At 63.3% G+C, this 12,607-nt stretch carries 11 protein-coding genes; 8 read left to right on the top strand and 3 right to left on the bottom strand.

Annotated elements, in window-relative coordinates:
* Positions 1-27: 27 nt before the first annotated feature.
* Positions 28-1,161, bottom strand: a complete 1,134-nt coding sequence (locus AC1Q61_RS08830; protein WP_075833685.1) for a ferredoxin reductase — start codon at positions 1,159-1,161, stop codon at positions 28-30.
* 168 nt (positions 1,162-1,329) lie between these two features.
* Between AC1Q61_RS08830 and AC1Q61_RS08835 the strand changes: the two genes are divergently transcribed.
* From AC1Q61_RS08835 to AC1Q61_RS08845, 3 genes are all read left to right on the top strand, one after another.
* The gene (locus AC1Q61_RS08835) at positions 1,330-2,025 is read left to right on the top strand and encodes a TetR family transcriptional regulator (protein ID WP_003945327.1); all 696 of its coding nucleotides are present in this window, start codon (positions 1,330-1,332) and stop codon (positions 2,023-2,025) included.
* A 35-nt stretch (positions 2,026-2,060) separates the two neighbouring features.
* Entirely contained in the window at positions 2,061-2,900 is an 840-nt protein-coding gene (locus AC1Q61_RS08840; RefSeq protein WP_003945355.1) for an alpha/beta fold hydrolase, read from the top strand.
* Positions 2,901-2,975: 75 nt separating this feature from the next.
* A complete protein-coding gene (locus AC1Q61_RS08845) occupies positions 2,976-3,797 on the top strand; it encodes an acyl-CoA thioesterase (RefSeq protein WP_007733332.1) in 822 nt (273 codons plus the stop codon).
* Here AC1Q61_RS08845 and AC1Q61_RS08850 read toward each other — a convergent pair.
* On the bottom strand, positions 3,787-5,148 hold the full coding sequence (locus AC1Q61_RS08850; protein WP_007733331.1) for an MFS transporter: 1,362 nt from the start codon (positions 5,146-5,148) through the stop codon (positions 3,787-3,789). The two genes, AC1Q61_RS08845 and AC1Q61_RS08850, sit on opposite strands and share 11 nt — an antisense overlap.
* Before the next feature lie 128 nt (positions 5,149-5,276).
* Between AC1Q61_RS08850 and AC1Q61_RS08855 the strand changes: the two genes are divergently transcribed.
* From AC1Q61_RS08855 to lysA, 5 genes are all read left to right on the top strand, one after another.
* A complete protein-coding gene (locus tag AC1Q61_RS08855; RefSeq protein WP_054826999.1) occupies positions 5,277-5,867 on the top strand; it encodes a PadR family transcriptional regulator in 591 nt (196 codons plus the stop codon).
* A complete protein-coding gene (locus tag AC1Q61_RS08860) occupies positions 5,864-7,894 on the top strand; it encodes an NADPH-dependent 2,4-dienoyl-CoA reductase (protein WP_118604300.1) in 2,031 nt (676 codons plus the stop codon). Before AC1Q61_RS08855 ends, AC1Q61_RS08860 begins: the two co-directional genes overlap by 4 nt.
* A gap of 19 nt (positions 7,895-7,913) precedes the next feature.
* Positions 7,914-8,717, top strand: a complete 804-nt coding sequence (gene cmrA, locus AC1Q61_RS08865; RefSeq protein ID WP_019749133.1) for a mycolate reductase — start codon at positions 7,914-7,916, stop codon at positions 8,715-8,717.
* A 172-nt stretch (positions 8,718-8,889) separates the two neighbouring features.
* Positions 8,890-9,327: a hypothetical protein gene (locus tag AC1Q61_RS08870; protein WP_030537592.1), complete on the top strand. Its 438-nt coding sequence runs from the start codon at positions 8,890-8,892 to the stop codon at positions 9,325-9,327.
* 150 nt (positions 9,328-9,477) lie between these two features.
* Positions 9,478-10,821 carry a diaminopimelate decarboxylase gene (lysA, locus tag AC1Q61_RS08875; RefSeq protein WP_492650886.1) on the top strand — a complete coding sequence of 448 codons (1,344 nt, stop codon included), beginning with the start codon at positions 9,478-9,480 and terminating at the stop codon, positions 10,819-10,821.
* Between the two features lie 19 nt (positions 10,822-10,840).
* On the opposite strand, the gene AC1Q61_RS08880 is transcribed toward lysA, so the two are convergent.
* On the bottom strand, positions 10,841-12,580 hold the full coding sequence (locus AC1Q61_RS08880) for a helicase HerA-like domain-containing protein (protein ID WP_058038877.1): 1,740 nt from the start codon (positions 12,578-12,580) through the stop codon (positions 10,841-10,843).
* Between the last annotated feature and the right edge of the window lie 27 nt (positions 12,581-12,607).

Consider the following 12,607-nt stretch of genomic DNA (forward strand, 5'->3'; position numbering starts at 1 on the left):
CCAGACAGTCGTGTGGAAAATGGGACTTCAGATGTCGACGGTGACGTCGCCGACGGGAGCACTGACGCACAGCTGGATCTTCTTGTCCGGCTCGTCGTCTGTCTCACCGGTGCGCACGTTTCGGGTACGGCCCGCCTTCTTGACGGAGGTGCAGGAGAAGCAGATTCCCATCCGGCATCCGTACTCGGGATTGAGGCCCGCAGCTTCTGCTTGTTCGAGAAGTGTTTCGCCGGAGTTCTCGGCCGCCACCCCACTTTTGGTGAATGACACCTCGCCGCCGGCCTCCCCCGGCTCGGCCACCGCCGGCGCGAACTCCTCGGTGTTGAGCAAGTGCTCGACGTCGACCTCACGGAACACCTCACGCACTCCCCGCATCAGTCCGGGAGGTCCGCAGAGATAAGCCTGGGCGTCGATCGTGTCCGGATCGGCGATCCAAGGAGCCACCGCGTCGAGGTGCCCGCGATCGAAGAAACCTTCGAGGTCACCTCCACCGCTTTCGGTGTACACGAGTACCAGTTTCACGTTCGGGTTCTGCTCGGCGATGGTCTTCAGCGCGCGCGTGTACGCCACGTCGGCATCGGTGTTCGCGTAATGCACGAACACGATCTCGCCCGAGTGCTGCTCCTCCACCAGCGTCCGAAGCATCGACATGACCGGGGTGATTCCACTGCCGCCACTGATCAACAACACCCGACGCGGGCGGTCGACGGGAAGGGAGAACACACCGTCTGCCTGCGAGAGGCTGACAACGAGTCCGGGTGCCGCGTTGGCGTACAGATACTGCGACACCAGGCCACCCGGATGCGCTTTCACGGTGAGCTCGATCAGCCCACTGCGCGTAGACGCACCCCCGGCCGGCGAGTAGCAGCGAGTGTGACGAACACCGTCGATCACCACGCCCAACTGCACGAACTGGCCCGCCTGAAAACCGCGCCACTGGCGAGTCGGGCGCAGCGTGAGAGTGACGGAGTCAGCCGTCGGATGGTCGACGGCGACAACCTGCGCGCGGATGTCACGAACCGTCGCCATCGGGTTGACCAGCTCGAGGTACCGATCGATCTGATGTGGAGCAGCCATGGCTTCGATCAGTCCCACCAAGGACAGTCCGCGCCGAGGTGCGGACTTCGGTGTCGTGTTCTCAGGAGCAGATGCGATTGTCATGACCCTCCTCGTACTTCGATTGCCGGGTGTATCGATTGCTGGGCTAGCTTCCCCCGACTGCGTGAATTCAGTGTACAAATGTTCACCGAAGATAGTGTGACAGGTGCACACAAGTACATGTCAACAAGAATGTGATCCGAGTTACACGAGTTGCCGAAAGGAGCCGGAATGCCTGTACCTACACTCGACGTCGTGACGAAGGCCGGACCGGTGAACCCCGAGCGCAGGGAGCCCGACAACAGGGAACCGGAAAGTCGTGCCGCCAAGAAGGAACGCACACGCCAAGCGCTCCTGGACACTGCCATGGACCTCTCGGCCGATCGCGGCTTCGCCGGAATCAGCCTGCGAGAGGTAGCCAGGGAAGCCGGGATCGTTCCGACGGCGTTCTACCGCCACTTCGCTTCACTGGAGGACGTCGGTGTCGTCCTCGTCGAAGAGAGCATGCGCATGTTGCGCCAGATGCTGCGCGACGCAAGGCGTAATCCCAGCACCAAGGACGCCGCTACGTCACTGGGCATCCTTGTGCGACAAGTGCATACACACGAGCGACAGTTTCGCTTCCTCTGCCGCGAACGCTACAGCGGCGTCAGTGAGGTACGACGTGCGATAGCCACTGAAATGCGGTTGTTCGTCAGCGAACTGACCATCGACCTCTCCAGAATTGCCGGACTGGAAAGCTGGTCGTCGGACGATCTGGAAATGGCTGCCGACCTGATCGTCTCGACGATGTTCAGCGCTGTCGTCGAACTGCTGGACGCCGGGACGGCCGGGTATCGCGACGAAGCCGCCGTCATCACACGAGCCGAGAAGCAACTGCGAGTCATCATGCTCGGAATGGCCACCTGGAATCCACCTCGAAACTGACCTCGGGTTCACCTTTTCGACGTACGGTGAGAGTCATGTCTTCCACGAGTACATACGAAATCCCCGTTGGCGACCTCACCTTCGACGTACTGATCTCGGGCCCGGACGACGGCATTCCGCTGGTAGCGCTGCACGGCTTCCCGGAGAGCGCCGCATCCTGGGGCAAGGTCACACCACTGCTCACCGCAGCGGGCTACCGCGTTATCGCACCGAATCAGCGCGGTTACTCCGCCGGCGCACGCCCCGAAGGGGTGGATGCCTACAAGATCGAGCACCTGGTAGCCGACGTCGTCGGATTGCTCGACGCACTCGGCCTGTCCGACGCGCATCTGGTCGGCCACGACTGGGGTTCGGCGGTCGCCTGGCAGGTCGCCGGTCGCCATCCGAACCGGATCCGCAGTCTGACCGCGATCTCGGTCCCCCACCCCACCGCCTTCGGCTGGGCACTCCGCGAGGACGAGGACCAAAAACAACGCTCGTCGTACATCGGACTTCTCCGACAGGAGGGCAAAGCCGAGGAAGTGTTGTCGGAGGACAACTTTCGCCGGCTGCGCGCTATGTTCGACGGCCAGATCGATCCTGAATTCGCCGACGAGCACATTCGTGTCCTGAGCGGGGAGGGCGCGCTGACCGGCGCCTTGAACTGGTACCGCGCGATGACCCGCGACTTCGGCGACATCGATCGCACCACCGTGCCGACCACGTATGTCTGGAGCACCGGCGACACAGCGCTCGGCCGCGCAGGCGCAGAACGCTGTGGTGAATTCGTGGACGCCCCCTACGAGTTCGTCGTGCTCGACGGCGGAAGTCACTGGATTCCGGAAGAGCGAGCCGAAGAGTTGGCCGAGGCGATCCTCGCACGTGCAGGATCCTGATCGCCGCGACGAATTCGGCTCTATGTATGTTGTCATACATAGAGCCGAATTGATTCCATCACCAGGAGTTCTGCGATGACCGAGACCGTTGCACCACCCCATCCTTTCGACGCTGCTGTCGGATTGACGCCACTCACCGCCGGCTTGTCGACCGGCGAGACCAATCCGGCGTACAACAACATGGTCGGGCCGTTCGGCGGCGTCACCGCTGCCACGTTGCTCGAATCTGTACTGAAGCACCCCGAACGCCTCGGCGATCCGCTGTCGTTGACCGTCAACTTTGCCGGTCCGATCACCGAGGGCGCCTTCGAGATCTCCGCCCGGCCGGTGCGCACCAACCGCTCGACGCAGCACTGGTCCATCGAACTGTCTCAGGACGGAACCGTCGCCACTACCGCGACGGCAGTGTTCGGTACCAGGCGTGAAACCTGGTCGTCTACCGAGATCACGATGCCGGAAGTTCCGTCGGCCGAAGACGTTACGCTGCTGCCGTTCCCCGAGTTCATCGCCTGGGCACAGAACTACGAGATGCGCTTTGTCGAGGGTGCGATCCCCGACCTGGAGTCGGGCGAGCATCCCGACTCGACCACGACACTCTGGGTGCGCGATCAACCGGCACGCGCTCTCGACTTCACGTCGCTGACCGCACTGTGCGATGTCTTCTTCCCACGAGTCTTCTTGCGCCGAGGCAAGATGGCTCCGGCTGGAACGGTCTCGATGACCATCTACTTCCACGCCGACGCTCAGACGCTGACCGAACAGGCAGACAATTCCGTGCTGGGAACCGCGCGGACCCAACGGTTCGGCAACGGGTACTTCGATCAGTCGGCCGAAATTTGGGGCAGTGACGGCGCATTGCTCGCTACGACACACCAGTTGGTCTACTTCAAGGATTGACGGGCAGCGCACTGTCCCCTTCCGGCGCCTTCACCATCGACAATGCGGCAAGGCCGACGCCGAGAACCACCAGCAGTCCGATGATGCCGGCACGGTCTGCACCGAAGAGCCATGCGAACAGGCCGAACAGTGTCGGCGCCAAAAACGACACTGCTCGGCCTGTTGTCGCATACAGGCCGAACATCTGACCTTCACGCCCAGGCGGGGTGATGCGCGCCAAGAAGGTTCGTGCCGACGACTGAGCGGGCCCGACGAAGAGGCAGAGCGCGAGACCGAAGATCCAGAACATCACCGGCCCTGACACCGCGATCAGGATCGCGCCGACCACGATCATCGACGCCAGCGAGACGGTGATGACCTGTTTCGGTCCGATCCGATCGTCGAAGCGTCCGGCCACCAATGCACCGATTGCGGAAATCACGTTGGCCGCGACACCGAACAGTAGGACGTCGGCAGCGCTGATTCCGTAGACGTTGACAGCCAGCACGGCCCCGAAGGTGAACACGCCCGCCAGACCGTCACGAAAGAGTGCGCTCGCGATCAGGTACCAGATCGTGCGCCTGTCGACGTTCCAGAGTTCGCGCAGATCGCGCCACAACACCCGATAGGAGTCGAGGAACCCGGCCTTGGACGCTCCCGGATCGACCGCGGGGCTGGGCAACTCGGGAACCTTGAAGAACACCGGAATCGCGAAGACCGCGAACCACACTGCAGCCAGCAGTGCCACCATCCGGATGTTCATGCCGCCGTCAGTGGTCAATCCGAGGAATCCCCGAGTGTCGCCGTCGCCGACGATGAACCCGAAGTAGCACAGCAACAGCAGCACGATTCCGCCGAAATATCCCATGGCCCAGCCGAAGCCGGAGACTCTACCCAGATTCTCCGGTGTCGACACCTGCCGCATCATGGCGTTGTAGGGAACGCCGGCCAGTTCGAAGATCACCGAACCGATTGCGAGCAGAACCAATCCGAGCCACAGATAGCGGTAGTTGTCTTCGACGAAGTAGAGGCCCGCCATCGAGAGCACGGTGATGCCGGTCAGTATCGCGAGCGAGAGTTTACGTTTACCCGACGCATCGAAACGTTGTCCGGTGATCGGAGCGAGAATCGCGATGAAGAAGCCGGCGATTCCGAGTGCCCAGCTGAGCCACGTAGTTGCCGAAATCGTGCCGGGAAGGTCGTCACCGACCGCGTCGGTGAGATAAACCGAGAAGACGAACGTGAGGATCACTGCGTTGAATGCGGCCGATCCCCAATCCCACAGCCCCCATGCGAACACTTGACTCTTCGTGGCCGCACCGCCGATGCCTGCGGGTGGCTCTGCCTGCGTGCTCGTGGACTCGGCGCTCATACGGCGAAGCCTAACTGCGCGCGGGCGACTCGGCGCCTCTCTCCGAAGTCGACATACAAGACGCTCTATGCACCCGAGTTAGTACGCACTTAGTTGCATACGCACCTGAGTGCATAGATACTTTTTCCATGGCACTCGAACATGCGTTGCTCGTCTCCCTGTCCGAACAGGATGCGTCGGGATACGACCTCACACGCCGGTTCGACAAGTCGATCGGCTTCTTCCACAGCGCGACGCACCAGCAGATCTACCGAGTCCTCAAGCGAATGGACGAGGCAGGCTGGGTGGAGGTGGAAGCCATCGCGCAGGACGGCCGACCGGACAAGAAGATGTACCGCGTCAGCGATGCCGGCCGCGCCGAACTGACCCGATGGATCGCAGAGCCGTCCGAACCGAACCACCTGCGCAACGAGTTGGCCATCAAGATCAGGGCCGCTGCGCACGCCGATCTCCCCGCTCTACGACGCGAAGTCGCTCGCCACCGCGACGGCCACGCCGCCCGCCTCGACGTCTACCGACTCATCGAAAAGCGTGACTTCCCCAATCCAGCAGCGCTTTCCGGCTCTTCACTGCACCAGTACCTCGTACTTCGCGGCGGCATCCGCGTCGAGGAAGGATTCACCGACTGGTGCCAGGAAGTTCTGGACGCATTGCCCACTGGCGAGTACGCCACCGAAGACACTGGCGAGTACGCCACGGAAGGACATCTTCAGTCATGACGGATACACAGTTTCCCCGCCTGCTCGAACCGCTCGACCTCGGATTCACGACGCTGAAGAACCGCGTCGTCATGGGATCGATCCACACCGGCCTCGAAGATCGCGCGAAGGACACCGACCGCTTGGCCGAGTACTTCGCCGAACGTGCCCGTGGCGGAGCCGGCTTGATCATCACCGGCGGCTACGCGCCCAACCGCACCGGTTGGCTCTTGCCCTTCGGTGCCAAGCTGACCAACCGCATCGAAGCGCGCCGTCACCGCCGGATCACCAAGGCGGTTCACGACGCGGGTGGAAAGATCGCCATGCAGATCCTGCACGCCGGCCGCTACAGCTACCAGCCGTTCAGTGTCTCCGCGTCGTCGATCAAGGCGCCCATCAATCCGTTCCGTCCGCGCAAGCTGACCGGCCGTGGGGTGCGTTGGCAGATCCGGAACTATGTTCGCTGCGCGCGTCTGGCCAAGTCCGCGGGTTACGACGGCGTCGAAATCATGGGCGGTGAGGGCTACTTCATCAACCAGTTCCTCTGCGAGCGCACGAACAAGCGCACCGACCAGTGGGGCGGCAGTTCCGAGAACCGTCGACGCATGGCAGTCGAAATCGTGCGACGCACACGCAAGGCCGTCGGCCCGAACTTCATCATCGTGTTCCGGTTGTCGATGGCAGACCTGGTCGAGGGCGGTCAGACCTGGGATGAAATCGTCTCATTGGCAAAGGAAGTCGAAGCTGCCGGCGCCACGATCATCAACACCGACATCGGATGGCACGAGTCACGGGTGCCCACCATCGTCACCTCGGTTCCCCGAGCAGCCTTCGTGGACATCACGAGCAAGCTCGAGAAGCACGTCGGCATTCCGGTAGCCGCCTCGAATCGGATCAACATGCCCGAGACTGCCGAAGAGATCCTCAACCGCGGTGACGCGCAGTTGATTTCGATGGCCAGGCCGATGCTCGCCGATCCCGACTGGGTGAACAAGGCAGAACGCGGAGCGTCCGACGAGATCAACACGTGCATTGCCTGCAACCAAGCCTGCCTCGACCACGCCTTCGTTCACAAGCAGGTCTCCTGCCTGCTCAATCCGCGCGCGGGCCGTGAGACCACGCTGATCCTCTCCCCCACTCGGCGGACCAAGAATCTCGCCGTCGTCGGCGCCGGTCCTGCCGGACTTTCCGCAGCACTCAATCTTGCTCAGCGTGGTCATTCGGTCACGTTGTTCGAGGCCTCGGACAAGATCGGCGGACAGTTCGGGATCGCACAGCTCATTCCGGGTAAGGAAGAGTTCGCCGAAACCATTCGCTACTACACCCGCATGCTGGACGTGGCCGGAGTGACAGTCAAGCTCGAAACCCGCGTCGCACCGGCAGATCTCATCGGATCCTTCGACGAAGTGGTGGTTGCCACCGGCGTGACGCCGCGGGTTCCCAAGATCCCCGGCATCGAGAACCCGAAGGTGCTGACCTACGCCGAGGTCGTCCGAGAGGGCAAGCCCGTCGGCAAGTCCGTCGCCGTCATCGGTGCCGGCGGCATCGGCGTCGACGTGAGCGAATTCCTCACGCACCCCACTTCCCCCACTCTTCATCTCAAGGAGTGGAAGCAGGAATGGGGCGTCACCGAACCCGAAATGGCCCCGGGCGCTCTCACCACTCCGGTACCAGAGCTCTCCGAGCGGGAGGTCTACCTCCTCCAACGCAAGCCAGGACGCATCGGCGCCGGCCTCGCGAAGACCACCGGCTGGGTCCACCGGGCGGCCCTCAAGAACAAGGGCGTCCACGAGCTCTCGGGCGTCAACTACGAGCGCATCGACGACGCCGGACTGCACATCACCTTCGGTGAGAAGCACGAGAAGCCCCGACTTCTCGAGGTCGACACCATCGTCATCTGCGCCGGGCAGGAGTCGGTTCGCGATCTAGTGGACGAACTGACCGTCGCGGGCGTGGTGACCCACATTATCGGCGGCGCGGATGTCGCTGGAGAACTCGACGCCAAGCGTGCCATCGAACAGGGCACACGACTGGCCGCGAAGATCTGACCGGCTACGCTGACTGATCGTGAGCCTGCCGACACCCACAACCACAGCCCGCGCCGTAGTGACCGGCGCCTCCTCCGGCATCGGAGAGGCACTGGCCGCTGATCTGGCATCACGCGGACACTCCCTGATCCTCGTTGCCCGTCGTGGCGAGGTCATGGAGGTCCTCGCCGAGAAGCTTCGCGCCGCGCACGGCGTCGAGGTGGAGGTCCGTGCATCGGACCTCTCCGACAGCGCGGCGCGTGCCGTTCTGGTCGAGGAACTCGGTGGCCGCGACATCAGCATCCTGTGCAACAACGCCGGTATCGCCACCTTCGGGCCGATCGCCGAGCTGGACCCGGCCTACGAGCGCGACCAGGTCGAGCTCAACGCCGTTGCAGTGCACGATCTCACGCTGGCCGTGCTGCCCGGCATGCTCGCGCGCAAGTCCGGAGCCATCCTGATGGTCGGGTCCGCGGCCGGCAACATGCCGATCCCCAACAACGCGACGTACGCAGCCACCAAGGCGTTCGTGAACACCTTCGCGGAATCGTTGCGAGGTGAACTCAAGGGCACCGGAGTGAACGTCACCCTGCTCGCGCCAGGCCCCGTTCGCACCGAAACCCCGGACCCGGCCGAAGCATCGATCGTCGACAAGCTCGTCCCGGACTTCTTCTGGATCTCGAGCGAGTACACCGCCAAGGTCTCGCTCGACGGCCTGGCCGAGAACAAGATGCGCGTCGTACCGGGCATCTTGAGCAAGGCGATGTCCGTCGCGGGCGGTTACAGCCCGCGTGCCGTCGTTGCGCCGATCGTGGGCACGTTCTACAAGAAGCTCGGCGGCTGATTCACTCAAACTTCTCAGAGCAGGCCATAGCAGACCGTATAGTCGGTTAATGGCGATGCGAAGAACACTGGCAGTCGGGGCAATCCTTCTTTTGACCGGAGGGTTGCCCTTACTGCTGCCCACGGCAGCGAATGCATGTTCGTGCGCATCATCGGCTACCCCGGAAGAAGCCGTGAGCGTCTCCAGCACCGTTTTCCTCGGGACTCCGACGGAGAAAACTTCGGACGGGTTCGAGGACACCTACCTGTTCGACGTCAGCCGGGTCTACAAAGGCGATCTGGCATCGGTGACGTCGGTGGGGACACTCGCGAACGGGAACGGTTGTGGCACAAGCTACGTGCTCGGCACCGAGCAGCTGATGTTCGTTTCTGCGCCGTACGACGTCGACGCCGAGCACGAGGGGCACAGCTGCGGGCCGGCTACCGAAACCGGGTTCGACATCCAAGCGGCGGTCGAGTCCGTGTACGGCGCCGGTTACGCCCCGAGCCCCGGCGGAACTCCGTCCGTTGGTGTGTCCGCCGACCGATCGACGGTCATCGGCGGAGGCGCCGCGGTGGCATTGCTCGCGGTGCTCGGTTGGTTCGGATGGAGGCGGCGACGGGCACAGTGAGTCCACGGGCACAGTGCCGAGGCCGTCAGAGCCGCGTCAACCTCGTTCGGCGGCGCGTCAAGTAGGCGTCAAGATCCGCCCCACCGGTGATCTTCGGGAGTAGATCTGAAGGTAGCCCGCAACACGGCGGGTCACCTTCAGGAGATCGACGTGACGCTACTCGAAATCTTCCCCTCCCTACGCGGCGCAATGACACCGCGTATGGATCCTGCGTTGTGGCCCATCAGTACTCGCCACGACCACAGCGGGCGTGTCTGCATCGGCGACGTCTCCCTCGAAGAGATCGCGGACCAGTACGGCACACCGACGTACGTCGTCGACGAGGCGGACGTGCGGCACCGCTGCCGCACGTATCGAGAGATCTTCCCCGACTCGGAGATCGTGTACGCCGGCAAGGCACTGATGATTCGAGCGATGGCTACCTGGGTCTCCGACGAGGGACTCGGGGTGGATGTCTGTTCCGCCGGTGAACTCGCCGTCGCGCTTGCCGCGGGCGTGGACCCCCACCGAATCATCCTGCACGGCAATGCCAAATCGGTTTCCGAACTGAGGGCGGCGGTCAACGCGGGTGTCGGCCGGATCGTCCTCGACTCCCCCAGCGAAGCGGTACGGCTCGCGTCGGTGTGCACCCACCGACAGAAGGTGTTGGTCAGAGTCACACCCGGCATCGACATACACGGACACAGGGCAGTGTCCACGGGCATCGTGGACCAAAAGTTCGGCCTACCAGCGTTTTCCGAAGAACTGGAACATACGGTATCCGTCGTCGCCAACGCGACGCACCTGCAGCTCATCGGCCTGCATTGCCATCTCGGCTCCCAGATCACCGATCCCGAACTCTTCCGCCCCGCGATCGAGACGATGATCGCACAGATGGACGACATACGACGCACGCATCGAATCATCCTCACCGAACTCGATCTCGGCGGTGGCCATGGGATCGCCTACGTGCCGGGAGATGCCCAATTGGATCTGACCCGCCTCGCTCACGTCATCGACGAAACTCTCGACGACGCGTGCACCCGAAACCGCTTCCCTCGCCCCGAAATCGTGCTCGAGCCTGGCCGAGCGATCGCTGCGCGGGCCGGAGTCACGCTCTATCGCGTACAGAACATCAAGTCGATCAGCGGGGGACGAACCTTCGTCTCCGTCGACGGCGGGATGAGCGACAACCCTCGGGTGTCGTTGTACGACAGCCACTACGACGTCGAACTGGTGAACCGACATTCGCGCGCACCGCTCCAGGAAGTCACCGTCGCCGGGCGCCACTGCGAATCGGGCGACGAAATTGCCGTCGGAGCAAGGCTTCCCGCCGACCTACATGAAGGTGACCTGTTGGCAGTGCCGTGTACGGGCGCATACCACCACAGCATGGCCTCCACCTACAACAGCGTCGGCCGGCCGCCGGTCGTCGCCGTGCTGGGCGGGATTGCGCGGCCGTTGATCAGGCGCGAATCGATCAACGACCTGCTGGCCCCCGAGGTCGGCATCTGACCTCGCGGGCGCCTGAGCCTCAGCGCCTGCGGCGACTACCGGTGCCGAAGATGTTTCGCGAAATCTCGCGTCCCGCAGCCGAAGCCGCCGAGCGCAGGAAACTCTTGACAGCCGAGTTGCCCAAGATCTGCTCGGCGATGTTGGGGCCCTCCGGCTCGGCCGGCGGCGGTGGCGGCAGATCGGGCAGCGACGGAAGATCCAGAGACTGATCCGCCGTCGGAGCACCGGCCACCTTGGCCGTCAGCTTCTCGTACGCCGACTCGCGGTCGATGGTCTGGCCGTACTTCTGATTCAGCGGACTCGACGACGCGGCCGCCTTGATCGCGTCGTTGCCGATGGTGTCCATCAGCGACCTCGGAGGACGAATCTTGGTCCAGGCCACCGGCGTCGGCGCACCCTTTTCCGAGAGTACGGTCACGATGGCTTCACCGATGCCGAGTGAAGTCAGTGCCTTTTCCAGGTCGTAGTGCTCGGTTTTCGGGTACGTGCGGACGGTCTTGTTGAGGGCTTTCTGATCGTCGGGCGTGAAGGCACGCAGGGCGTGCTGAACCCGCGCACCCAACTGTGACAGCACCGAATTCGGAATGTCGGTCGGAAGTTGCGTGCAGAAGAACACACCGACGCCCTTGGAACGAATGAGCTTGACCGTCTGTTCCACCTGCTGAAGGAAGGCCTTCGACGCGTCCGCGAACAGAAGGTGCGCCTCGTCGAAGATGAACACGAGCTTCGGCTTGTCCAGATCTCCCTCTTCGGGCAGCGTCTGGAACAGGTCCGCGAGCACCCACATCAGGAAGGTGGAGAACATTGCCGGGCGCGCCGCCTGGGCACCGAGTTCGAACAGCGTGATCACACCGGCACCGCCGACGACACGCAGCAGATCCTCGGTTTCGAGTTCCGGTTCACCGAAGAAGGTGTCACCACCATCTGCTTCGAGGTTGACCAACGCGCGCAGAATCACTCCCGCCGTCGCCGAGGAAACTCCGCCGATACCCTTCAGATCGGCCTTGCCCTCAGCGCTCGTCAGGTGCGCGATGACCGAACGCAGATCCTTGAGGTCCAGCAGGGCCAGGCCCTGAGTGTCGGCCCAGTGGAAGATCAGCCCTAGAGTCGACTCCTGGGTCTCGTTGAGGCCCAACACTTTACTGAGCAGGATCGGCCCGAAACTGGTGATGGTCGCGCGCACCGGGATACCGATTCCGTCCGTTCCCAACGACAAGAACTCGACTGGCATCCCAGCGGGAGTCCACGAATCGTCGCCCGTCTCGACTGCGCGAGCCTTCATCTTCTCGCTCGGATCCCCCGCCTTCGACAGACCCGAGAGATCGCCCTTGACGTCGGCCATCACAACCGGCACACCCGCGGCGGACAGCTGCTCGGCGATGCCCTGCAACGTCTTGGTCTTGCCGGTACCCGTCGCACCGGCGATCAGACCGTGACGGTTGATCGTCGCCAACGGAATCCGCACCCGTGCGGTGGGATCTGCCACACCGTCGATCACCACCGAGCCGAGCTCGAGTGCCCGCCCCTCGGATGAATAGCCCGCCGCGATTTCAGCGGCAGCACCCGAGGGCACCTGAGCAGCGGGGGTGGCTCCGGCCGATGCTTCGGCCTCGGCGGCAGCCGCTTCCTTCTCTGCTTCCTCAGCTGCTGCAGCGGCTTCAGCTGCAATCCGAGCGGCTTCGGCAGCGGCAGCCTTGGCAGCTTTCGCCTTCTCCGCCGGCGTCGGCGGCGCGGCTCCGTCCTTCGGATCCACGGTCATCGAAAAGCCCTCCTCGTTGCAATGCGG

The sequence above is a fragment of the Rhodococcus sp. MPR-R1B genome (assembly GCF_058793255.1).

What these genes read in the sequence shown, in the direction of transcription:
- AC1Q61_RS08830 (WP_075833685.1), bottom strand. Translation starts at nt 1,161, where the DNA reads ATGACAATCGCATCTGCTCCTGAGAACACGACACCGAAGTCCGCACCT.
- AC1Q61_RS08835 (WP_003945327.1), top strand. Translation starts at nt 1,330, where the DNA reads ATGCCTGTACCTACACTCGACGTCGTGACGAAGGCCGGACCGGTGAAC.
- AC1Q61_RS08840 (WP_003945355.1), top strand. Translation starts at nt 2,061, where the DNA reads ATGTCTTCCACGAGTACATACGAAATCCCCGTTGGCGACCTCACCTTC.
- AC1Q61_RS08845 (WP_007733332.1), top strand. Translation starts at nt 2,976, where the DNA reads ATGACCGAGACCGTTGCACCACCCCATCCTTTCGACGCTGCTGTCGGA.
- AC1Q61_RS08850 (WP_007733331.1), bottom strand. Translation starts at nt 5,148, where the DNA reads ATGAGCGCCGAGTCCACGAGCACGCAGGCAGAGCCACCCGCAGGCATC.
- AC1Q61_RS08855 (WP_054826999.1), top strand. Translation starts at nt 5,277, where the DNA reads ATGGCACTCGAACATGCGTTGCTCGTCTCCCTGTCCGAACAGGATGCG.
- AC1Q61_RS08860 (WP_118604300.1), top strand. Translation starts at nt 5,864, where the DNA reads ATGACGGATACACAGTTTCCCCGCCTGCTCGAACCGCTCGACCTCGGA.
- AC1Q61_RS08880 (WP_058038877.1), bottom strand. Translation starts at nt 12,580, where the DNA reads ATGACCGTGGATCCGAAGGACGGAGCCGCGCCGCCGACGCCGGCGGAG.